This window comes from Pseudomonas sp. MS15a(2019) (assembly GCF_013277805.1).
GTDB lineage: Bacteria > Pseudomonadota > Gammaproteobacteria > Pseudomonadales > Pseudomonadaceae > Chryseomonas > Chryseomonas benzopyrenica.
In genome coordinates, this window is sequence record NZ_VBTN01000009.1 from 50,266 (window position 1) to 72,521 (window position 22,256).

The 22,256-nt window shown below is 65.4% G+C and carries 21 protein-coding genes and 1 other RNA gene; 4 read left to right on the forward strand and 18 right to left on the reverse strand.

Features of this window, described 5'->3' with window-relative positions:
• Nucleotides 1-56: 56 nt before the first annotated feature.
• From lpxC to rsmI, 17 genes are all read right to left on the reverse strand, one after another.
• Entirely contained in the window at nucleotides 57-971 is a 915-nt protein-coding gene (gene lpxC / locus FEZ61_RS12985; protein ID WP_017640702.1) for a UDP-3-O-acyl-N-acetylglucosamine deacetylase, read from the reverse strand.
• 109 nt (nucleotides 972-1,080) lie between these two features.
• Nucleotides 1,081-2,262 (reverse strand): cell division protein FtsZ, encoded by a 1,182-nt coding sequence (gene ftsZ / locus FEZ61_RS12990; protein WP_017640703.1) that lies wholly within the window; start codon nucleotides 2,260-2,262, stop codon nucleotides 1,081-1,083.
• A gap of 53 nt (nucleotides 2,263-2,315) precedes the next feature.
• The gene (ftsA, locus tag FEZ61_RS12995) at nucleotides 2,316-3,560 is read right to left on the reverse strand and encodes a cell division protein FtsA (RefSeq protein WP_017640704.1); all 1,245 of its coding nucleotides are present in this window, start codon (nucleotides 3,558-3,560) and stop codon (nucleotides 2,316-2,318) included.
• A gap of 16 nt (nucleotides 3,561-3,576) precedes the next feature.
• A complete protein-coding gene (locus FEZ61_RS13000) occupies nucleotides 3,577-4,431 on the reverse strand; it encodes a cell division protein FtsQ/DivIB (protein WP_017640705.1) in 855 nt (284 codons plus the stop codon).
• Between the two features lie 65 nt (nucleotides 4,432-4,496).
• Nucleotides 4,497-5,912 carry a UDP-N-acetylmuramate--L-alanine ligase gene (gene murC, locus FEZ61_RS13005; RefSeq protein ID WP_017640706.1) on the reverse strand — a complete coding sequence of 472 codons (1,416 nt, stop codon included), beginning with the start codon at nucleotides 5,910-5,912 and terminating at the stop codon, nucleotides 4,497-4,499.
• Between the two features lie 34 nt (nucleotides 5,913-5,946).
• Complete coding sequence (gene murG, locus FEZ61_RS13010; RefSeq protein WP_017640707.1) at nucleotides 5,947-7,017, reverse strand: undecaprenyldiphospho-muramoylpentapeptide beta-N-acetylglucosaminyltransferase; 1,071 nt, start codon at nucleotides 7,015-7,017, stop codon at nucleotides 5,947-5,949.
• On the reverse strand, nucleotides 7,007-8,206 hold the full coding sequence (gene ftsW / locus FEZ61_RS13015) for a putative lipid II flippase FtsW (protein WP_026083805.1): 1,200 nt from the start codon (nucleotides 8,204-8,206) through the stop codon (nucleotides 7,007-7,009). The genes murG and ftsW overlap by 11 nt, the downstream gene beginning before the upstream one ends.
• Nucleotides 8,206-9,549 (reverse strand): UDP-N-acetylmuramoyl-L-alanine--D-glutamate ligase, encoded by a 1,344-nt coding sequence (gene murD / locus FEZ61_RS13020; protein ID WP_017640709.1) that lies wholly within the window; start codon nucleotides 9,547-9,549, stop codon nucleotides 8,206-8,208. Before murD ends, ftsW begins: the two co-directional genes overlap by 1 nt.
• Nucleotides 9,550-9,554: 5 nt before the next feature.
• The gene (gene mraY / locus FEZ61_RS13025) at nucleotides 9,555-10,637 is read right to left on the reverse strand and encodes a phospho-N-acetylmuramoyl-pentapeptide-transferase (RefSeq protein ID WP_017640710.1); all 1,083 of its coding nucleotides are present in this window, start codon (nucleotides 10,635-10,637) and stop codon (nucleotides 9,555-9,557) included.
• A complete protein-coding gene (murF, locus tag FEZ61_RS13030) occupies nucleotides 10,637-12,004 on the reverse strand; it encodes a UDP-N-acetylmuramoyl-tripeptide--D-alanyl-D-alanine ligase (protein WP_068383385.1) in 1,368 nt (455 codons plus the stop codon). Before murF ends, mraY begins: the two co-directional genes overlap by 1 nt.
• Entirely contained in the window at nucleotides 11,997-13,466 is a 1,470-nt protein-coding gene (locus FEZ61_RS13035; RefSeq protein WP_173148971.1) for a UDP-N-acetylmuramoyl-L-alanyl-D-glutamate--2,6-diaminopimelate ligase, read from the reverse strand. Before FEZ61_RS13035 ends, murF begins: the two co-directional genes overlap by 8 nt.
• Nucleotides 13,463-15,226, reverse strand: coding sequence for a penicillin-binding transpeptidase domain-containing protein (locus tag FEZ61_RS13040; protein WP_093256247.1), 1,764 nt, complete (start codon nucleotides 15,224-15,226; stop codon nucleotides 13,463-13,465). Before FEZ61_RS13040 ends, FEZ61_RS13035 begins: the two co-directional genes overlap by 4 nt.
• Nucleotides 15,223-15,516 carry a cell division protein FtsL gene (gene ftsL, locus FEZ61_RS13045; RefSeq protein WP_017640714.1) on the reverse strand — a complete coding sequence of 98 codons (294 nt, stop codon included), beginning with the start codon at nucleotides 15,514-15,516 and terminating at the stop codon, nucleotides 15,223-15,225. The genes FEZ61_RS13040 and ftsL overlap by 4 nt, the downstream gene beginning before the upstream one ends.
• Nucleotides 15,513-16,454, reverse strand: coding sequence for a 16S rRNA (cytosine(1402)-N(4))-methyltransferase RsmH (gene rsmH / locus FEZ61_RS13050; RefSeq protein ID WP_017640715.1), 942 nt, complete (start codon nucleotides 16,452-16,454; stop codon nucleotides 15,513-15,515). The genes ftsL and rsmH overlap by 4 nt, the downstream gene beginning before the upstream one ends.
• A 2-nt stretch (nucleotides 16,455-16,456) precedes the next feature.
• Nucleotides 16,457-16,912: a division/cell wall cluster transcriptional repressor MraZ gene (mraZ, locus tag FEZ61_RS13055; protein WP_173149188.1), complete on the reverse strand. Its 456-nt coding sequence runs from the start codon at nucleotides 16,910-16,912 to the stop codon at nucleotides 16,457-16,459.
• Between the two features lie 289 nt (nucleotides 16,913-17,201).
• Nucleotides 17,202-17,557, reverse strand: an RNA gene (gene rnpB / locus FEZ61_RS13060) — RNase P RNA component class A.
• Between the two features lie 61 nt (nucleotides 17,558-17,618).
• A complete protein-coding gene (gene rsmI, locus FEZ61_RS13065) occupies nucleotides 17,619-18,464 on the reverse strand; it encodes a 16S rRNA (cytidine(1402)-2'-O)-methyltransferase (protein ID WP_173148973.1) in 846 nt (281 codons plus the stop codon).
• Between the two features lie 120 nt (nucleotides 18,465-18,584).
• On the opposite strand from rsmI, the gene FEZ61_RS13070 reads away from it, so the two are divergent.
• Genes FEZ61_RS13070 through FEZ61_RS13085 form a run of 4 tightly spaced genes read left to right on the forward strand, consistent with a single transcriptional unit; the run spans nucleotide 18,585 to nucleotide 21,938 of the window.
• Complete coding sequence (locus FEZ61_RS13070) at nucleotides 18,585-20,372, forward strand: penicillin-binding protein activator (RefSeq protein WP_160923827.1); 1,788 nt, start codon at nucleotides 18,585-18,587, stop codon at nucleotides 20,370-20,372.
• A complete protein-coding gene (locus FEZ61_RS13075; protein ID WP_017640719.1) occupies nucleotides 20,369-20,743 on the forward strand; it encodes a YraN family protein in 375 nt (124 codons plus the stop codon). Before FEZ61_RS13070 ends, FEZ61_RS13075 begins: the two co-directional genes overlap by 4 nt.
• A gap of 32 nt (nucleotides 20,744-20,775) precedes the next feature.
• Nucleotides 20,776-21,369: a phosphoheptose isomerase gene (locus FEZ61_RS13080; RefSeq protein ID WP_007162067.1), complete on the forward strand. Its 594-nt coding sequence runs from the start codon at nucleotides 20,776-20,778 to the stop codon at nucleotides 21,367-21,369.
• A complete protein-coding gene (locus FEZ61_RS13085) occupies nucleotides 21,366-21,938 on the forward strand; it encodes a BON domain-containing protein (protein WP_017640720.1) in 573 nt (190 codons plus the stop codon). Before FEZ61_RS13080 ends, FEZ61_RS13085 begins: the two co-directional genes overlap by 4 nt.
• Nucleotides 21,939-21,999: 61 nt before the next feature.
• Here the strand turns inward: FEZ61_RS13085 and FEZ61_RS13090 are convergent, their stop codons facing one another.
• A complete protein-coding gene (locus FEZ61_RS13090; RefSeq protein WP_017640721.1) occupies nucleotides 22,000-22,236 on the reverse strand; it encodes a DUF2171 domain-containing protein in 237 nt (78 codons plus the stop codon).
• Between the last annotated feature and the right edge of the window lie 20 nt (nucleotides 22,237-22,256).

The following is a 22,256-nucleotide window of genomic DNA, read 5'->3' on the forward strand; positions in this document are numbered from 1 at the left end:
TTTCGGCGATCATAAAAAAAGCCCTGCGAATGCAGGGCTTTTGCTTGGGACCGGGCTCAGACGGCAGCCGCAGGTCTCATATAGGAAATGGGTGCCAGACCGGAGTCTTCGAAGGTCACCACTTCCCAGGCATCACGATCGGCCAGCAGCGCACGCAGCAGGCGATTGTTCATGGCATGGCCGGACTTGTAGCCGCGGAATTCGCCGATGAGGCTCTTGCCGAGCAGGTAGAGGTCGCCGATGGCGTCGAGGATCTTGTGCTTGACGAATTCGTCTTCGTAACGAAGGCCGTCTTCGTTGATCACACCCTTCTCGTCCACCACGATGGCGTTGTCGACGCTGCCACCCAGGGCCAGGTTGTGCGAACGCAGGAATTCCAGGTCACGCATGAAACCGAAGGTACGGGCACGGCTGACTTCCTTGAGGAAGGAGGTGCTCGAGAAATCCACCGAGGCCTTCTGGGTACGGTTGTTGACCACCGGGTGATCGAAGTCGATCTCGAAGGTCACCTTGAAGCCATCGAAGGGCACGAAGGTAGCGCGCTTGTCACCGTCGACGACGCTCACTTCACGCTTGATGCGGATGAACTGCTTGGCCGCTTCCTGCTCCTGCAGCCCCGCGGACTGGATCAGGAACACGAAGGGACCGGCGCTGCCGTCCATGATCGGGACTTCGACCGCGGACAGCTCGACGTAGGCGTTGTCGATACCCAGACCGGCCATGGCCGACAGCAGGTGTTCAACGGTACCGACCTTGACGCCACTGTCACTGAACAGATTGGTCGACATGGTGGTTTCACCCACGTTCTCGGCCCAGGCCGGGATTTCCACGACCGGATCGAGATCGGTGCGACGGAACACGATCCCCGTATCGACGGGAGCCGGCTTCAGGGTCAGGTACACCTTCTCCCCGGAATGCAGGCCGACGCCGGTGGCGCGAATGGTGTTCTTGAGGGTGCGTTGTCTAATCATGCCAGGGCCGCTCGGTCGCAGGGTGCGAATGGTGTTCAACGAAGTCGCGATGATAGCAGAAGCGAAAATCGATGCCCACTAATCACACCCTGGCTTGTGATATACCCGATCAATCAGCCTGACGACGCAGGAAGGCCGGGATGTCCAGGTAGTCCAGGTCGTCGTTGGGATTGACCTTGGTCGCCGCTGCCGAGCCGCCATGCTGCTGGCTGCCACGACCGGAGCGCATCGAGGTCGGGTACTTGAGGTCGTCGTAGTTGACGGGAGCGGTTTCCTGACGGGCAGCGGCCAGGGTCTGAGCGGTGTTGTCCACCACCTTGACCGGCTTCTCGATGCGCGCGCCCAGGCCGGTGGCGACCACGGTGACGTGCAGCTCGTCGCGCATTTCCGGATCGATCACCGCGCCAACCTTGACGGTGGCGTGTTCGGAGGCGAAGTCCTCGATGATCTCGCCGACGGCGGCGTATTCACCCAGGGACAGATCCAGGCCAGCGGTGATGTTGACCAGGATGCCGCGAGCGCCGTGCAGGTTGACGTCTTCCAGCAACGGATTGCGGATGGCGGCTTCGGTCGCTTCGCGCGCACGGTTCGGACCGCTGGCATGACCGGTACCCATCATGGCCATGCCCATCTCGCCCATCACGGTCTTGACGTCGGCGAAGTCGACGTTCATCAGGCCGGGACGCTGCATGATGTCGGAGATACCGCGAACGGCGCCGGCGAGAACGTCGTCAGCCTTGGCGAAGGCGGCCAGCAGGCTGGCGTCCTTACCCAGAATGGTCAGCAGCTTCTCGTTGGGGATGGTGATCAGCGAGTCGACGCATTCGGACAGGGAGCGAATGCCTTCGTCGGCGACCTGCATGCGCTTGCGGCCTTCGAAGGGGAACGGACGGGTGACCACGGCAACGGTCAGGATACCCATTTCCTTGGCCACTTCAGCGATGATCGGCGCGGCACCGGTACCGGTGCCACCGCCCATGCCGGTGGTGATGAAGACCATGTCGGCACCTTCGAGGACTTCGGCGATGCGCTCACGATCTTCCATGGCCGCCTGGCGGCCGATTTCCGGGTTGGTGCCGGCACCCAGACCCTTGGTGACGCCTGGGCCGAGTTGCAACACGGTACGGGATGTGACGTTCTTCAGGGCCTGGGCGTCGGTATTTGCACAGATGAATTCGACGCCTTCAACACCGCTTTTGACCATGTGGTTGACGGCGTTGCCACCGCCACCGCCCACGCCGATGACTTTGATCACGGCGCTTTGTGGAATGTTGTCTACGAGTTCGAACATGGTCCCCTCTCTTCCTTTCGGATCTTCGCCTACTGCCGCGGTTTAATTGTGAATTACAAGTTGCCCTGGACCCAACGCTTCATGCGTTCCAGGACTGTGGATTTGGTTTCGCTGCTATATCCGCCAGAAACAACCGGCAAAGGATCGGTCTGCTTTTGCAGACCATAGAGCAACAGGCCGACGCCTGTGGAATAGATCGGGTTGCTGATTACGTCAGTCAGACCCTTGACCGTCTGGGGCACCCCCAGGCGTACCGGCATATGGAAAATCTCTTCCGCCAGTTCGACCGCGCCTTCCATCTTCGCAGTACCACCGGTGAGTACGATCCCAGCGGGGATCAGATCCTCGTAACCACTGCGGCGCAGTTCCGCTTGCACCAGTGTGAATAGCTCATCGTAACGGGGCTCGACCACTTCCGCGAGGGCCTGACGCGACAATTCTCGCGGCGGACGATCACCCACGCTGGGCACCTTGATGGTTTCGCCCGGTCCAGCCAGTTTCGCCAAGGCACAAGCATACCGAATCTTGATTTCTTCGGCATATTGCGTCGGGGTTCTCAAGGCCATGGCAATGTCATTTGTGACTTGGTCGCCAGCAATGGGTATTACCGCCGTATGGCGGATGGCGCCTTCGGTAAAGATGGCTATGTCGGTAGTGCCGCCACCGACATCCACCAGGCAGACGCCCAGTTCCTTTTCGTCGTCGGTCAGTACCGAATAGGCCGAGGCCAACTGTTCCAGAATGATGTCGTCGACTTCCAGGCCGCAACGGCGAACACATTTCTCGATGTTCTGCGCGGCGTTGACGGCGCAGGTCACCACATGGACCTTGGCTTCCAGGCGCACGCCGGACATGCCCAGGGGCTCGCGTACCCCTTCCTGGTTGTCGATCACATAATCCTGGGCCAGGGTGTGCAGTACGCGCTGGTCGGCGGGAATGGCTACCGCCTGGGCGGCATCGAGCACCCGCTCGATGTCCGCAGGACTCACTTCACGATCGCGGATCGCCACGATGCCGTGGGAATTCAGGCTGCGAATGTGATTGCCGGCAATGCCGACGAAGGCCGAATGGATCCGGCAACCGGCCATCAGCTGGGCTTCTTCGATGGCCCGCTGGATGGAGGCGACGGTGGACTCGATGTTGACCACCACGCCCTTCTTGAGCCCGCGCGACGGATGGGTGCCGATCCCGACGATCTCGATCTGACCATCGGAAGACACCTCGCCGACCAGAGCCACGACCTTGGAAGTGCCGATGTCGAGGCCGACGATCATCTTGCCGCTTTGCACGCTTGCCATAGTAAAAAACTTCTCCTCAATGCTTGGCCGGTTCGGTCACGGGGGTGGCGGCGACAGCGGGATCACGCCAGGCCACGGCCAGACCGTTCGGATAACGCAGATCGATCCGCGCGATATTGTCCATCTGTGCCTTGAGCACCTGATCGTACAGGCGCATGAAGCGCCGCATCTTTTCCACCAGCTGGTCGCGGCCGAACACCAGTTCCAGGCCCTGACCGGTGGTGAGGTACCAGCTGCCACGCTCGTGCATTTCCAGGCGCGCCACGGTGTAACCAAGCGGCCGGAGCATCTGGCTGAACATCTGGTACTGCTGCATCACTTGCTGCTGGGCCCGCTTGGGGCCGTACAGCCGCGGTAGATTGTCATAGTTGGCCAGATCCTGCGGGGCAAAAGCCTCACCCTGGTTGTTCAGCAGCGCCTCGTCGCCCCAGCGGGCGATGGGCATCTGCTCTTCCAGGCGGATGCTGATCTCGTCCGGCCAGACGCGGCGCACCTCGGCATGGGCGATCCACGGCATGGTTTCCAGTTCATGGCGCATGTCGGCCAGGTCGACCTGGAAGAAGGTGGTGCCGACGAAGGGCGCGATCCGTTGCTGTACCGCCGCCTGGCTGATGTAGGAGAGATCGCCCTTGACGCTGACCTTGGCGATCGGCCGGTCGGCATAGGGCAGCAGCCGCTGGGCGCCTTCATAGGTGCCGAAGCCCAGCCCCAGCAGCAGGAACGGCCAGAGGATGCGTTTGAGCAGACCCAGGCTGGGACGCGGCAGGCGCGTCGACAGCGGCTCTTCGGCGACCAGACGACTGGCTCCGCGTTGCTCGACGTTGCGCGACCGACCGAAGCCGGGCTGGTTGTGACGTAGGGTGGCGACCAAGGTTCAGCCCTCCACGTGCGCGCCGGCAACAGCGGCTGCCGGCAAGGGGTTGTACGGATGACGGCTCATGCCGAACTCCCGGCGGTCGCGGCGGTGGCGAACAGCGGGTGGTTGAGCAGTTGCGGTGCCAGTGCGCCGATGTCGCCCGCGCCCTGGCAGAGCAGGATGTCGCCCGGGCGCAGCAGCGGCTTGACCAGCGGGGCGATGTTGCTGCCGCGCTCCACATAGATGGGATCGAGCTGACCGCGCTGGCGGATGCTGTGGCAGAGCTGGCGGCTGTCGGCTCCAGGAATGGGTTCTTCGCCGGCCGGATAGACTTCCATCAGCAAAAGGACGTTGGCATCGGCTAGCACCTGGACGAAGTCTTCGTAGAGATCGCGAGTGCGACTGAAGCGGTGCGGCTGATAGACCATCACCAGCCGGCGCTCGGGCCAGCCACCGCGCACGGCCTTGATCACCGCGGCGACTTCGCGCGGGTGGTGACCGTAGTCGTCCACCAGCATGACGCTGCCACCGGCGACCGGCAGTTCGCCGTAGACCTGGAAGCGCCGCCCTACCCCCTGGAAGCCGGACAGGCCATTGAGGATGGCCTCGTCACTGACGCCTTCGTCGGTGGCGATGGCGATGGTGGCCAGGGCGTTGAGCACGTTGTGCACGCCCGGCATGTTGACCGAGACCGCCAGGGGCGCACGGCCCTCGCGCAGCACGGTGAAATAGGTGCGCATGCCGTCCTGGCGGATGTCCACGGCGCGCACGTCGGCGTCCTCGGCGGTGCCGTAGGTGACGGTGGGCCGGGCGACCTGGGGAATGATCTCGCGCACCACCGGATCATCGACGCAGAGCACCGCCAGGCCATAGAACGGCAGGTTGTGCAGGAAATCGACGAAGGTGCGCTTGAGCCGATTGAAGTCACCCTCGTAGGTGCTCATGTGGTCGGCGTCGATATTGGTGACCACGGCAACCATGGGCTGCAGGTGCAGGAAGCTGGCGTCGCTCTCGTCGGCCTCGGCGATCAGGTAGCGGCTGGTGCCGAGCTGGGCATTGGTACCGGCGGCATTGAGGCGGCCGCCGATGACGAAGGTCGGGTCCAGGCCCTCGGCTGCGAACACCGAGGCGATCAGACTGGTGGTGGTGGTCTTGCCATGGGTACCGGCGACGGCGATGCCGTGGCGATAGCGCATCAGCTCGGAGAGCATCTCGGCGCGGGGCACAACGGGAATGCGCTGCTCGAGGGCGGCGGAGACCTCGGGATTGGATCTGTTGATGGCGCTGGACACCACCAGCACGTCGACCTGATCCAGGTTCTCGGCGCGGTGGCCAATGTAGATACGCGCGCCGAATTGCTGCAGGCGCGCGGTCACCGCGGATTCCTTGAGGTCCGAACCCGAGACTTCATAGCCCAGGTTCAGCAGCACCTCGGCGATGCCGCACATGCCGACGCCGCCGATACCGACGAAGTGGATGCGCCGGATGCTGCGCATGCGCCGAACCTCGGCCTGAATGGCACTTTGCGACTTAACCACGGGCAACCTCCAGACAGGCGTCGACGACTGCACGGGTGGCATCGGGTTTGGCCAGGGCACGGCTGCGAGCGGCCATGCCGGCAAGACGTTCGGGATGCATCAGGACCTCGGTAAGCTGCGCGGCGAGATCCGCCGGGCGGGTGGAATGTTGCGGCAGCACCACACCGGCACCGGCGCGCTCCAGGAAGCGCGCATTGCTGGTCTGGTGGTCGTCGATGGCGTGCGGCAGGGGGATCAGCAGCGCCGGCAGACCGGTGGCGGTCAGCTCGGCGACGGTCAGGGCACCGGCCCGGCAGATCACCAGATCGGCCCAGGCATAGGCGGCGGCCATGTCGGCGATGAAGGGCTGGACATCGGCCTCCACGGCGACGTTGGCGTAGCGCTCGGCGGTCACCTCGGCATGCTGGCGGCCGGCCTGGTGGCGCACATTGGGTCGCAGGCCCGCGGGGAGCTGGGCCAGGGCGTCGGGCAACAGCTTGTTGAGCGGCTCGGCGCCCAGGCTGCCGCCCAATACCAGCAGGTTGGCGGCGCGCTCTTCCAGCGGCGCACGGGTCACCGGAGCGAAGAGTTCGGCGCGCACCGGATTACCGGTGGACAGGCGTTTGGCGGACGCCGGAAAGGTGTCGGCAAAGCCTTCGCAGACGCGGGCGGCCATGGGCACCAGCAGGCGGTTGGCGGTGCCGGCATGGGCGTTCTGTTCATGGATCACCAGTGGGATGTTGCACAGCTTGGCGGCCAGGCCACCGGGACCGGTGACGAAGCCACCCAGGCCCAGCACGCAGACCGGCTTGAGCCGGCGCATGAGACCCATGGCCTGCATGAGGGCGCCACTGAGTTGCAGCGGTGCCTTCACCAGAGAACGCAAGCCCTTGCCGCGCAGTCCGGTGACCGGAATGTGGTGCAGGCTGATGCCGGCCTTGGGCACCACGTCGTTCTCGATGCCGCGCGGCGTACCCAGCCAATGCACGGTATAGCCGCGGGCTTCGAATTCACGGGCGCAGGCCAGGGCCGGGAAGACGTGCCCGCCGGTGCCGCCGGCCATGATGAGGACGTTAGCGGACATCGGCGAAATCCTCTTCGGTGAATTCCACATCCTCGGTATCGACCAGCGTTCGTCTCTCCCACTCGATGCGCAGCAGCAGACCCATGCTCACGCAACAGATCACCAGGGAGCTGCCGCCATAGCTGAGGAAGGGCAGCGTCAGCCCCTTGGTCGGCAGCAGGCCGACGTTCACGCCGATGTTGATCAGGAACTGGCCGATCCACAGCATGGACAGGCCATAGGCCACATAGGCCGAAAAGAACTGCTTGGACTGCTCGGCCCAGTGACCGATGAACAGACCGCGCACGCAGACGAAGAGGAACAGCCCGACCGTGGCCATGGCACCGATCAGCCCCAATTCCTCGGCCAGCACGGCGAAGAGGAAGTCGGTATGGGCCTCGGGCAGGTAGAACTGCTTCTGGATGCTGTTGCCCAGGCCGAGACCGGTCCAGCCGCCACGGCCGAAGGCGATCAGTGCCTGGGTCAGCTGGTAGCCGGAACCGAACTGGTCGGCCCAGGGATCGGTAAAGGTGATCAGTCGCTGCATCCGGTAGGACTGGGTCTGCACCAGGACGAACACCGCGAACACGGCCAGGGCGACCATCAGCATGAAGCGGAACAGGCCGACACCGCCGAGGAACAGCATGGCACCGGCGGCGCCCATCATCACCACGGTGGCGCCGAAGTCGGGCTCGCGCAGCAGCAGCATGGCCATCGGCAGCAGAACGATGAAGGGCTTGAAGAAGCCGGCCCAGGTGTGGCGCACCTCATGCTGACGACGGACCAGGTAACCAGCCAGATAGAGCACCACGAAGACCTTGGCGATCTCCGAGGGCTGCACGTTGAAGATGCCGAAGCCGATCCAGCGCAGGGAACCGTTCACCTCGCGACCGATGCCAGGCACCAGCACCGCTATCAGCAAGAGGAAAGCGATGATCAGCAACGGAAAACCGAAGCGCTGCCAGGTGGCCATGGGAATCAGCATCACCACGCCGCAGGCAACGAAGCCAATGGCCAGGTAGACCAGGTGGCGATACATGAAGTACAGCGGATTGCCGGACTGGGCCGCGGCCACTTCCGAGGAGGCCGAGGTCACCATCACCAGGCCGAGGCCGAGCAGCAACAGGCAGCCGGCCAGCAGCGGGAAATCCAGGTCGATGCCGTGGCGGCTGGCCAGCGGCGAGGGATAGGGACGCAGCAGGCTGAGGATCATGACAATGCTCCTACGGCCTGGGCGAACAACCGTCCGCGCTCTTCGAAATTGCGGAACATGTCGAGGCTGGCGCAGGCCGGCGACAGCAGCACGGCATCGCCCGGCTGGGCCAGCTGGCGGCTTTCATTCACCGCCTCGTCCAGGGTAGCGACGCGCACCTGTTGCACGGTGGCCGGCAGGATCTCGGCGATCCGCGCCGCATCGCGGCCCAGCAGCACCACGGCGCGGCAGTGGCGCGCGATGGGCTCGCGCAGGGCGCTGAAATCGGCCCCCTTGCCGTCGCCACCGGCGATCAGCACCAGTTGCCCGGCGATGTCGTCACCCAGGCCTTCGACCGCCGCCAGGGCAGCGCCGACGTTGGTGGCCTTGGAATCGTTGTAGTAGTTGACCCCCGCGACCTCGCCCACCCACTGGCAGCGATGCTCCAGCCCCGGGAAGGCGCGTAGCGCCTCCAGCATGGGCGCCAGCGGCAAGCCGGCAGCCTGACCCAGCGCCAGTGCGGCCAGGGCATTGCTGTGGTTGTGGGTGCCCCGGATCTTGAGTTCCTCGACATCCAGCAGGTTGTCGAAGGCCAGCGCCAGATAGCGATGGCCCTCCTCCTCGCGAATGCCGAAGGCACGGAAATCCGGACGTCCCAGGCCAAAGGTCAGGCAGGGCACGCCCTCGCCGATCAGCGGCCGCGACAGCGCATCGTCGCGATTGACCACCACCTGGCGGGCGCCGCGGAAGATGCGGTGCTTGGCCTGGTGATAGGCCGGCATGCCGCTGTAGCGATCCATATGGTCTTCGCTGAGGTTGAGCACCGTGGCCACCTCGGCGTCGAGCCGCTCGCAGGTCTCCAGTTGGAAGCTCGAAAGCTCCAGCACATAGAGTTCGACGTCGTCGGCCAGCAGATCCAGCGCCGGAGTGCCCAGGTTGCCGCCCACGGCGACGCGCTTGCCGGCGCGCCGGGCCATGTCGCCGACCAGTGTGGTGACGGTGCTCTTGGCGTTGGAGCCGGTGATGGCGACGAGGGGTGCCTTGGCGTGACGCACGAACAGATCGATGTCGCCGGACAGCCGCACGCCACGGGCAGCGGCCTCTCGCAGCGCCGGCGTTTCCAGGGCCAGACCGGGGCTCACATAGAGTTCGGCCGCGCGGCAGAGGAAGTCGGCATCCAGCTCACCGCAACGCACCTCGATCCCGGGATACTGGGTGCGCAGCGTTTCCAGTTCCGGCGGCTGTTCCCGCGTGTCGGCCACGGCAAAGGGCACGCCCCGGCGCGCGAGAAAGCGCACCAGCGACATGCCACTCTTGCCGAGGCCGACGACGATACGGAACTGGTCGGAAGCGATGAGCACTGCGATTACCTCAGTTTCAGGGTGGCGAGACCGAACAGCACCAGGATCACGGTGATGATCCAGAAGCGCACGATGACCCGCGGTTCGGGCCAGCCCTTCAATTCGAAATGGTGGTGGATCGGCGCCATGCGGAAGACGCGCTTGCCGGTCAGCTTGAAGGAGGCGACCTGGATGACCACCGAGAGGGTCTCCATGACGAAGACGCCACCCATGATGAACAGCACCACTTCCTGGCGGACGATCACGGCGATGGTGCCGAGAGCGGCGCCCAGCGCCAGGGCGCCGACGTCACCCATGAAGACCATGGCCGGATAGGTGTTGAACCAGAGGAAGCCCAGACCCGCCCCGATCAGGGCGCCGCAGAAGACGATCAGCTCGCCGGAGCCTTCCACATAGGGAATCAGCAGGTAGTCGGCGAATTTCACGTTGCCCGACAGGTAGCAGAAGATGCCCAGGGCGCCGCCGACCATTACGGTGGGCATGATCGCCAGGCCGTCGAGGCCATCGGTGAGGTTGACCGCGTTGCTGGAGCCGACGATGACGAAATAGGTCAGCACAACGAAGAAAATCCCCAGCGGGATTTCGATGTTCTTCAGCAGCGGCAGGATCAAGGTGGTTTCGATTGGGGCCTTGGCCGTCATGTAGAGGAAGATCGCCGCCCCCAGGCCGAACACCGATTGCCAGAAGTACTTCCAGCGACTGGGCAGGCCCCGGGAGTTCTTCTCGATCACCTTGCGATAGTCGTCGACCCAGCCGATGGCGCCGAACAGGAAGGTCACCCCCAGCACGGTCCAGACATAGCGGTTGTGCAGATCGGCCCACAGCAGGGTGCTGATGCCGATGGTGGTCAGGATCAGGGCGCCGCCCATGGTGGGAGTGCCGGATTTGGACAGGTGCGACTGGGGGCCATCGTTGCGTACGGCCTGGCCGATCTGGCGGATCTGCAGGGTGCGGATCATCCAGGGGCCGAGCCACAACGACAGCATCAGGGCGGTCAGAACGCCCAGAATGCCGCGCAGGCTGAGGTATTGGAAGACGGCGAAGCCCTTGTAGAACTGTTGCAGGAACTCCGCCAACAGCAGCAGCATCAGTGTTTCTCCTCGGTGTTGAGAGCGCAGAGCGCGGCGACGACCTTGTCCATCGCGGCGCTGCGGGATCCCTTGATCAGCAGGGTGGTTCCGGCCCGGTCCTCGTCCGCCAGGGCCTCGATCAGTTGTTCGCGATCGGCGAAATGTCGGGCCTCGGCGCCATAGGCGCGGGCCGCATGGGCCATCGAAGGACCGACGCTGTAGAAGGCGTCCACCTTGCCGCGGGCATGCTCGCCCACGTCGCGATGGCCCTGTTCGGTCCATTCGCCCAGCTCGGCGATGTCGCCCAGGACCACCACCCGACGGCCCGGCAAGGCAGCCAGCAGATCGATCCCGGCCTTCACCGAGGCGGGGTTGGCGTTGTAGCTGTCGTCGATGACCTGGGCGCCGCGCTGGCTGGTGCGGGTCAGGGTGCGACCCTGGACCGGTGCCGCTGTGGCCAGGCCACGGGCGACGGTGGTCAGGTCCAGGCCCAGGCTGAGGGCGGCTGCGGCGGCGGCCAGGGCATTGCCGACGTTGTGGGCACCCAGCAGTTGCAGGGTGATGCGTACGTCGTCTTGGGCAGTGTGCAGGGTGAAGCTCGGACGACCTTGGCTATCCAGGCTAACCTCGGTGGCGCGGACATCGGCGCGGGCATCCAGGCCGAAGGCGATGACTTGGCGCCCGGCCGCACGGCGTTGCCAGGTCTCGAAGGCGGCGTCATCGCGGTTGAGCACCACGGTGCCCGCCTCGCCCACGCCTTCGATGATCTCGCCCTTGGCCTCGACGATACGATCGACGCCGCCGAACTCGCCCACATGGGCCTGGCCGGCGTTGGTAATGATAACGACATCCGGGCGTGTCAGGCTCACGGTATAGGCGATGTCCCCGACGTGGGAAGCGCCCAGCTCGATGACGCCGAAGGCGTGCTCGGCGGCCAGTTGCAGCAGGGTCAGGGGTGCGCCGAGTTCGTTGTTCAGATTGCCTTGGGTGGCCAGCGTGGCACCCTGCTGACGCAGGATGGCGGCGAGCAGTTCCTTGACCGTGGTCTTGCCGCTGGAGCCGGTCACGGCGGCGAGCTTGCCTTGGAACAGATCACGATTGAAGGCGCCGAGGCGACCCAACGCCAGGCGGGTGTCGGCTACCACCAGTTGGGGCAGATGAACCTCGGGCACGGCGCGCTCCACCAGGGCTGCCGCGGCGCCCTGGGCGGCCACGTCGGCCAGATAGGCATGACCATCAAAGCGCGGCCCGCTCAGGGCAACGAAGAGTTGTCCGGCCACGGCCTTGCGACTGTCGGTGCCGACGCCATCGAACAGGGCATCGGCGCCCAGCAGGTTGCCGGTCAGGGCCTCGGCCACTTCGGTGAGGGTGAAGGATCTAAGCATGCTGTCGCTCCCAGGCGGTCAGGGCCCGCTCGGCCTGGTCGAGATCGGAAAAGGGATGGCGGACACCGGCGATTTCCTGGTAGGGCTCATGGCCCTTGCCGGCCAGCACCACGATGTCCTGGGCGGTCGCCGCGGCCACGGCCTGGGCGATTGCCACCTCGCGCCGGCCGGCGAAGCTCACCTGCTCAGGCTGCGCGAAGCCCGCGCGAATGTCGGCGACGATGGCGGCCGGATCCTCGGTACGGGGGTTGTCGTCGGTCACCACCACCTGGTCGGCCAGGCGCTCGGCCACCGCGGCCATCTCCGGCCGCTTGCCGCGATCGCGATCGCCGCCACAGCCGAACACGCAGACCAATCGACCCTGGGCACCGACATGGGGCCGCAGGGCAGTGAGCACCTTGTCCAAGGCGTCGGGGGTATGTGCATAGTCCACTACCACCAGCGGCCGCCCGGCGCCGCCCAGGCGCTGCATGCGTCCGGCCGGGCCCTGCAGCTGCGGGAGGATGGCAAGGATGGCGTCGAGGCCATGCCCCAAGCCCAGCAGCGCACCGATGGCGGCCAGCAGATTGCTCAGGTTGAAGAGTCCGATCAGCTGGCTGCGCAGCTCGCCGGTGCCCTGGGCGGTGGCCAGCTGGGCGCGCACGCCGTGGTCGTCGAACTGGACAGCCTGGCAATAGATGCTGGCAGCCGGATCGCTCAGGCTGTAGGTCAGGGTCGCTGCCGGGCTGGGGCGAGCTGCCAGCTCTCGGCCAAAGGCATCATCCAGATTGAGGACGCGGGTGCCGAGCCCGGGCCAGGCGAACAACTGGGCCTTGGCTTCGCCATAGGCGGCCATGGTGCCGTGGTAATCGAGGTGGTCACGGGATAGATTGGTGAAGACCGCGACCTTGAAGGCCAGCGCTGCCACCCGGCCCTGGACCAGGCCATGGGATGAGACCTCCATGGCCACGCTGGCGGCGCCACCGGCGGCCAGTTCGGCCAGGGTCGCCTGTAGCTTGAGGGGGTCCGGGGTGGTGTGGCGGCCTTCGGCGAGGGCGCCATGGAAGCCGTTGCCCAGGGTGCCGACGATGCCGCAGCGCTGACCGAGCAGGTCGCAGGCCTGGGCGATCAGCTGGCTGACACTGGTCTTGCCGTTGGTGCCGGTGATGCCGACCAGCGCCAGGCGCTGGCTGGGTTCGCCATGGAAACGACCGGCGATGGCGGAAAGCTTGCCGGCCAGCCCTTCGACGGCGATCAGAGGGATGTCCAGGTTCGGCAGCGCGGGAGCGTCCTTCACCTCGTAGGCGATGGCTGCGGCACCCCGTTCGGCGGCACTGGCGATATGGGTACGGCCATCGCTGTGCAAGCCGGGAATGGCGAGGAACAGCGAGCCCGGCCGAACGTCGCGACTGTCCAGCGCCAGGCCGTCGATGTCGACGGCAGCGCTGGCTTCAGACAGGAGTTCGGTCAGCAGACGGCTCATCGATCACGCTCCCCGACCAGCAGCGGCTTGGCGGCAGCCTGGGCCTGGGCCTGGGCCTGCTGCACCGGCAGCGGCTGCAGATTGTCCGGCTGGATGTTCATCAGGCGCAGAGCGCCGGACATCACGCGGCTGAACACCGGCGCCGACACCACACCACCGTAGTAGCCGCCCTTGCTGGGACGGTCGATCACCACCACCGCGGCCAGGCGCGGATTGCTGGTGGGGCCGAAGCCGGCGAACAGCGAGCGATAGGAATTTTCGGCATAGCCCCGGGTACCGGTGCTGGTCTTGCGCGCGGTACCGCTCTTGCCGGCGACGTGGTAGCCCGGCACCTGGGCGCGGAAGGCACCACCGGGAGCTTCCACGACCTGTTGCAGCATGCCTTGCAGGGTCTTGGCGACGCGCTCGTCCACCGCCTGGTCGCTGGCCGGAGCCTTATCCAGGCGCACCATGGATAGCGGTACCGAGCGCCCGTCGTTGGCCAGCACCGAATAGGCATGGGCCAGCTGCACGGCGGTCACCGCCAGGCCGTAGCCATAGGACAGGGTCGCGGTCTCGGCCGGACGCCAGGTGCGGTGGTTGGGCAGATTGCCGACCCGCTCGCCGGGGAAGCCCAGACCGGTGTCCTGGCCGAGGCCGACGGCGCGCATGGCGTTGTAGATGTTCTCGCCACCGACATCGAAGGCGATCTTGCTCATGCCGACGTTGCTGGACTTGATGAGGATGCCGGTCAGGTCCAGGGCGCCATCGCTGTGGGAGACGTCCTTGATGGTGTAGCGGCCGATCTGCAGCGAACCGGGATAGACGTTGACCTTGTCGGTGGGCTTCCAGCGACCGCTGGCGAGCGCCGCGGTCATGGAGATCGGCTTCATCACCGAGCCGGGCTCCATGACGTCGATCATCGCCCGGTTGCGCATAGCGGCCGGTTCGAGGCTGCGTCTGTTGTTGGGGTTGTAGGTGGGCATGTTGACCATCGCCAGGACTTCGCCGGTCTTGACGTCGACGATGGTGAGGCTGCCGGCCTCGGCTTCGAACTGGGTCAGGGCATTGCGCAGCTCGCGGGCAGCGAGATACTGCAGACGCAGGTCGATGGACAGCGCCAGGGTATTGCCCGGCTTGGCGTTCTTGGCGACCTGCACATCGCGGATCAGCCGACCGCGACGATCCTTGACCACCTGGCGACGACCCGGCACGCCGGACAGCCATTCGTTGAAGGCCAGTTCGATGCCTTCGCGGCCGTGATCGTCGATATCGGTGAAGCCGACCACATGGGCCGCCACCTCACCCGCCGGATAGAAACGCCGAAATTCCTCGATGTCGTAGACACCGGGAATCTTGTGCGCCTTGACCTGGCTCATCACCGCTTCGCCCTGCTCGGGCGTCAGGCCGCGGGCCAGGTAGAGAAATTCCTTGCTGGCGTTCTGCTCGATGCGTTTGGCCAGTTCCGCACGCGGCTGGCCGACGGCATCGGCCAGGGTCGGCCAGCGATCCTCGGCGCCCAGCAGCTCCTTGGGATTGATCCACAGGGTGGTGACCGGCGTACTCACGGCCAGGGGTTCGCCATTGCGATCGGTGATCAGGCCACGGTGCGCCGGGATAGGAATGGTGCGCACGCTGCGCGCATCCCCCTGCCCCTTGAGAAAGGCCCGGTCGATCACGTGCAGATCGACGATGCGCCAGATGATGGTGCCGACCATGACCAGCAACAGCCCGATAATCAGGCTGAAGCGCCAGGGCAGGCGCGCGATCAGGCCTTTCACGGATTGACCATCCGGATTTCGGTCGGATCGGGAATGCGCATCTGCAGCTGACCGCTGGCCAGGGCCTCGACGCGGCTGTGGGCGGTCCAGGTGCTCTGCTCCAGCAGCAGCCGACCGTACTCGGCCTGGGCCTTGTCGCGGATGGCCATCTCGCCATAGAGGGTATTGAGCAGCTGGCGATTCCAGTGGGCGCTATAGGCCACGGCTACCGCCGACAGCAGCACGCCAGCGAACAGCACCAGCATGACGCTGCTGCCCAGGGGCAGTTTCTTGACGAAGAGCCGGCTCATTTCAGCTTCTCGGCAACGCGCATCACGGCGCTGCGGGCGCGGGGATTGGCGGCCAGTTCGGCTTCGCTGGCATAGACCGGCTTGCCCAACAGGCGCAGCGAAGGCTCGAAGACCGTGGCGCGGATCGGCAGGTCGCGCGGCAGCTGGTCGGCCTCGCCCTTGGCCAGTCGGCGCATGAATTGCTTGACGATGCGATCTTCCAGGGAGTGGAAGCTGATCACCACCAGCCGGCCACCCACCGCCAACTGCTCGTAGGCGGCCTGCAGGCCCTGCTCCAGATCGCTCAGTTCGCGGTTGATGTAGATACGCAGCCCCTGGAAGGCGCGGGTGGCGGGATGTTTGCCCTTTTCCCAGGCCGGATTGGCCTCGGTGAGCACCTTGGCCAGATCACCGGTGCGTTCGAAGGGCTGGATCTCACGACGCTGCACCACGGCGCGCGCCATGCGCTTGGCGAAGCGCTCTTCGCCGAATTCCTTGAACACCTGGGCGATATCGGCCTCGGCAGCCGTGGCGATCCAGGCGGCGGCGCTCTGCCCCCGGCTCGGATCCATGCGCATGTCCAGGGGACCGTCCTGCATGAAGCTGAAACCGCGCTCGGGATCGTCGAGCTGGGGCGAGGAGACGCCCAGATCCAGCAACACGCCATCGACCTGGCCGGACCAGCCACGGCTGACGAGTTCATCGCCCAGCTCGGCGAAGCTGCGCTGGACGATCTCGAAACGCGGATCTTCCGCGGCCAGGGCCTGGCCGGCAGCGATCGCCTGGGGGTCCTTGTCGAAACCCAGCAACCGCCCTTCCCCACCCAGCAGGCGCAACGCGGCCCGGCTGTGTCCGCCGCGGCCGAAGGTGCCGTCCAGATAACGGCCGGCAGGCTGGATCGCCAATGCCTGTACGGCCTCGTCCAGGAGAACGGAGACGTGGTGGAAGACTGGGTTCATGGTCACAGGATCAAATCGCGCATTTCATCCGGCATACCGCCGGGTTCCTTAATCGCCAGGAGATCCGCGTCGCACACGGCACTCCAGGCATCCTCATCCCATAACTGGAACTTGTTGAGCTGCCCGACCAGCATCACGCGCCGGTCCAGCTTGGCGTATTCACGCAGGCGCGGCGGAACCAGGAAACGGCCACTGCCGTCGAGTTCCAGATCCACCGCATTGCCGATCAGCAAGCGCTGCAAGCGGCGAGTCTCCTCGCGTAGCGAGGGCAACTGCCGCAGCTTGCTTTCGATGATTTCCCATTCCGGGAGTGGATAGACGCAAAGGCAGGGCTCGACGGCATCGATCGTCACGATGAGCTGGCCGGCACAACGCTCCAGCAGCTCGTCACGATACCGGCTCGGCATCGCGGCGCGCCCCTTGGCGTCGAGACTGATGGCGTTCGCTCCCCGGAACAATTTCGCGTCCTCTAATAGGCTGTCCTTGCCATTAAATCCCACTTCGCCCCACTTCGTACCACCGGCCGCCACTATATTGAGGAGGGCCGCTTTCAGTCAAGGTAAGCGAGGGGGTTCCCAGGCCGCGTGGGACGCGGATTTCGAGCAAATTGCACGAGTTCACGACCAAGACGAACGACATCGATTTCCGACAAACGGAAATGAAGTCAATTGATTGGCTCAATTGATTAAAGTGATGTCTTAAGAAGAGGTCTCAGACCCCAGGCGTAGAGGCCCGGGAGGGAGGGAGTGCGAGAGCCGACCTGTAAGCCGGGTTCTGTCGAGGACAGTCATTCCTCTGGGACAACCATCGCTGATTGCCTCTAGCGACCTACCCGAATCCAGCGCGGGCCACGCCTATGGATTCCTATTTGGTCTTGCTCCAGGTGGGGTTTACCTAGCCACGAACTGTTGCCAGCCGTGCGGTGCGCTCTTACCGCACCTTTTCACCCTTACCGGCGCTTGCGCGCTTAGGCGGTTATTTTCTGTGGCACTTTCCGTAGGCTCACGCCTCCCAGGCGTTACCTGGCACCTCGCCCTATGGAGCCCGGACTTTCCTCCCTCGCGACCCTTGCGGATCACGACAGCGACTGCCCGGTCGGCTCTCGCGGCGCAAGGGTATAGAGACTGGGGGCGGATAACAAGGAAAGATGCCCACTAATTCGCCCTACTCGCTCTTGCGCTCCAGCGCTAGCTGGTAGAGCAGGTTCTTGCGCGCGCCGGTGATCTGGGCGGCCAGGGCGGCGGCGCGCTTGACCGGCAGCTCGGGCAGCAGCAGATCGAGGATGCGCAGGGTTTCGGCATCGACCTCGGCGTCTTCCGGCGCGGTCCAGCCGGCCACCAGCAACACGCATTCGCCGCGCTGCTGATCCAGATCCTCGCGAATCCAGGCCTGCAGCTCGCCCGCGGGCAGGCCGCGCAGGGTCTCGAAGGTCTTGGTCAGCTCGCGCCCCAGCACGATGTGCCGCTCGGGCCCGAAGGTGCTCACCATGTCGGCCACGCAGTCGTCGAGGCGATGGGGCGCCTCGTAGAAGATCAGGGTGCGCGGGTCTTCGCGCAGGGCCGCCAGCCGCCCCTGCCGGCCCACCGCCTTGGCTGGCAGGAAGCCCTCGAAGCTGAAGCGGTCCGAAGGCAGCCCGGCCGCCGACAGCGCCGCGATCAGCGCGCAGGCACCGGGAATCGGCGAGACCCGGATGCCCTGGGCGCGCGCGGCGCGCACCAGGTGAAAGCCCGGATCGGAAATCAGCGGCGTGCCCGCATCGGAGATCAGGGCGACGTCCTCTCCCGCCAGCAAGCGGGTGATGAAGCGACCTCCGGCATCGCGCTCGTTGTGGTCGTGACAGGCGGCAAGTGGCGTTTCGATACCGAAATGGCGCAAGAGGCGCGCCGAATGACGGGTGTCTTCGGCGGCGATCAGGGCCACGTCGCGCAGGACCTTGAGGGCACGGGTGGTGATGTCGTCCAGGTTGCCGATGGGGGTGGCAACCACATAAAGAGTACCCGGCGAAATCATGATGAAACCTGACGGACTGGAAATAGCCCAACAGTGTACGCCGCTCTCGCCTCGGCGTTCGCAGCGCCTGGGTGCTGTGAGACAATCGCCCCTTTCCGAACTCTGCTCAGGAACCACCGCATGAAGTTCCGCCTGCGTCCGCTGCTCTGCGCCACCGCCTTCGCCCTGCTCGCCGCCTGCAGCAGCTCGCCCACCACGAGCAGCCTCGGGGCGCTGCCTCAGCCCAGCCAGGCCAGCATCGAGCAACTGCTGAACCAGGCCGGCTCCAGTCAGTCCGAGCAGGCCAATCTGCTGCGTCTGACCGCCGCGGACAAGGCCTATGCCCAGCAGAACGCCCGCGAAGCGCGGCAGATCTTGGGCTCCATCAATCTGGAAGGCTTGAAGCCGGCGCAGCAGATGTTCGCCCAGACCCTGCTGGCCCAGCTCGATCTGCTCGACAAGCAGCCGGCCCAGGCGCTCAAGCGTTTCGACCATCCCAGCTTCGCCCAACTGGGCGAATTGCCGGCCCAGCAGCAGATCCGCAGCGGCCTGACCAAGGCCGAGGCCCAGGCCGCCAATGGTCAGCCGCTCGCCGCCGCCCAGGAACGCATCTTCCTGGGGCCATTGCTCGAAGGCGATGCCGCCCACGACAACCGCGAGCAGATCTGGCAGCTGGTGACCAGCCTGCCGGATGCGCAACTGCGCCAGAGCGTGAAGGATGCCGATCTCAATGGCTGGCTGGCCCTGGCCGCCATCACCCGCGGCAACCTGGCGCTGGATCAGCAATTGTCGGCCATTGAGGAATGGCAGCAGCAGCACCCCGGCCATCCCGCCGCGCGCAATCTGCCCGATGACCTGGAACGCCTGAAGACCCTGGCGCGTGAGCCACTCAATCGCGTCGCCCTGCTGCTGCCCCTGCAGGGTCAGCTCGCCGGCGTCTCCCGCGCGCTGCAGGACGGCTTCATGGCCGCCCGTTACGAGGCCCTGGCCGCGGGCCAGACCGCCCCGGCCGTGACCGTCTACGACAGTACCCAGATGGGCTCGCTGGACGCCTTCTACCGCCAGGCCCAGGCCGCCGGCATCCAGCTGGTGGTCGGCCCGCTGGAAAAGAATCTGGTCAAGCAGCTGAGCGATCGCCCGCAATTGCCGCTCAACACCCTGGCGCTGAACTATGGCGACAGCCAGGGCGCCCAGCCGCCGCAGCTCTTCCAGTTCGGCTTGGCCGCCGAGGACGAGGCCCGTGAAGCCGCCCGCCGTGCCTGGGCCGATGGCAAGCGCAGTGCCGGTGCCATGGTGCCCCAGGGCGACTGGGGCACCCGCGTGCTGGCCGCCTTCCAGAACGAGTGGCAGCAGTTGGGTGGTCGCCTGGTCGCCGCCGAGCGCATCGGCCAGCCGGTCGAGATCGCCAACCGCATCACCAGCCTCCTGCAGATGCGCCAGGGCATGGACTTCATCTTCCTCGCCTCGACGCCGGCGCAGGCCCGCCAGATCAAGCCGATCCTGGTCTACCAGAACGCCCGCGATCTGCCGGTGTACGCCACCTCCAACCTCAACAGCGGGGTCAACGAACCCGGCGTCAACCAGGATCTCAACGGCATCCTGTTCTGCGAAACGCCTTGGCTGCTGGACCCGAGCAATCCGCTGCGCGCCAAGATCACCGCCCAGTGGCCCCAGGCCGGCACCAGCATCGGTCGCCTCTATGCCATGGGCGCCGATGCCTACCTGCTGGCGCTGCACCTGCAGCAGCTCAAGGCCCTGCCCAACTCCGAGCTGCCCGGCTTGTCCGGCAATCTGAGCGTGGCGCCCGATCAGCGTGTGGTGCGTCACCTGCCCTGGGCGGAATTCCGCAACGGCGTGGCCCAGCCGCTGCCAGCCAACAATGCACCGCTGCCCACCACCAGCGTGCCGGCCTCGCTCAGCACGCCGTGAAGCAAGCCCCGCACCTCCAGCGCGGCAAGCAAGGCGAGGACCGTGCGCTGCAGTTCCTGCAGACGCACGGTCTGCGCCTGATCGCCCGTAACTGGCGCTGGCGTGGCGGTGAGCTCGATCTGGTCATGCTCGACGGCGATACAGTAGTATTCGTCGAGGTACGCGCCCGCAGGCACACCGCCTGGGGCGGCGCCGCGGAAAGCATAGATGCCCGCAAGCGGCAGCGACTGGTCAACAGCGCCGCCCTCTTTCTGCAATCCGAAGCGCGCTGGGCCAAGCGGCCCTGTCGTTTCGACGTGATCGCGATCGGCCCCGGGGCCGACGCATCCCCTCAGGCACTCGAATGGATCAAACAGGCCTTCGAGGCCTGAGGCCCTCCACAGCACAGGTCAAAGATATCGCGATGGACACCCACGCCCGCATCCAGAAACTCTTCCGGGACAGCATCGAAACCAAGCGTCAGGCCATGGAAGTCCTGATTCCGCATATCGATCTGGCCAGCCAGGTCATGGTCGCGGCCCTGCTCAACGAAGGCAAGATTCTCACCTGTGGCAATGGCGGTTCCGCCGGCGACGCCCAGCATTTCTCCTCGGAACTGCTGAATCGCTTCGAGCGCGAGCGGCCCAGCCTGCCGGCCCTGGCCTTGACCACCGACACCTCGACGCTGACTTCCATCGCCAACGACTACAGCTACAACGAGGTGTTCTCCAAGCAGATCCGTGCCCTCGGTCAGCCCGGCGACATCCTCCTGGCCATCTCCACCAGCGGCAACTCGGCCAACGTGATCCAGGCGATCCAGGCCGCTCACGACCGCGAGATGACCGTGGTCGCGCTCACCGGCCGCGATGGCGGCGGCATGGCCTCGCTGCTGCTGCCCGAGGACGTCGAGATCCGCGTACCCGCCAAGGTCACCGCCCGCATCCAGGAAGTGCACCTGCTGGTGATCCACTGCCTGTGCGACCAGATCGATCAGCAACTGTTTGGAAGCGAAGAATGAAGAAAGCTCCTCTGCTCGCCATCCTGGCGCTGTCCTTTGCGGTCGCCGGCTGCAGCAACGTGGTCACTGCCAGCCGCGACAAGCCCATCGACGACAACCGCGGCACCCGTACCCTGGGCAGCACCGTCGATGACGCCCTGATCGAGACCAAGGCCGCGGTCAACATCTCCAAGGCCAATGCCGACCTGGCCAGCTCGCACATCGTGGTGGTGAGCTACAACGGCGTGGTACTGATCGCCGGCCAGACACCGCGCGCCGATCTCAAGGCCCAGGCCGAACAGGCGGTGCGCAGCGTGCAGCGGGTCAAGACGGTGCACAACGAACTGCAGGTGACCGGTAACTCCTCGCTGCTGGCGCGCAGCAACGATTCCTGGCTGACCACCCGCATCAAGACCCAGATGTTCGCCGACCAGGACATCCCAGGCTCGCGCATCAAGGTGGTCACGGAAAACGGCATCGTCTATCTCCTGGGCCTGGTGACCCAGCAGGAAGCCGCCCATGCCGTGCAGCTGATCCAGAGCGTCTCGGGTGTGCAGCGCATCGTCAAGCTGTTCGAATACATCAACTGATCCCTATTCGCCGCCCAACAAAAAGCCCTGCAATGCGGGGCTTTTTGTTGGGCGGCGTGCCTTAGGCGGCCTGCCACTCGCTTTCGGCTTCGTCGCGGGTCTTGGACAGGCGTACCTGGCTGCCTTCCACGGACTGGACCCAGCTCAGCGGAATGTAGTGATGCTTGCCATCGGCGTCCTGATCGCGCTTGGTCAGCTTGATGCGATCGGCGCCCTCCATGTGGTCGACGGTGCCCACGTGCTGGCCGTCCGAACCGACAACTTCCGCATGCTCTTTGATCTGGGTTGCATCTACCATGGTGGTTCTCCGGCAGGTTA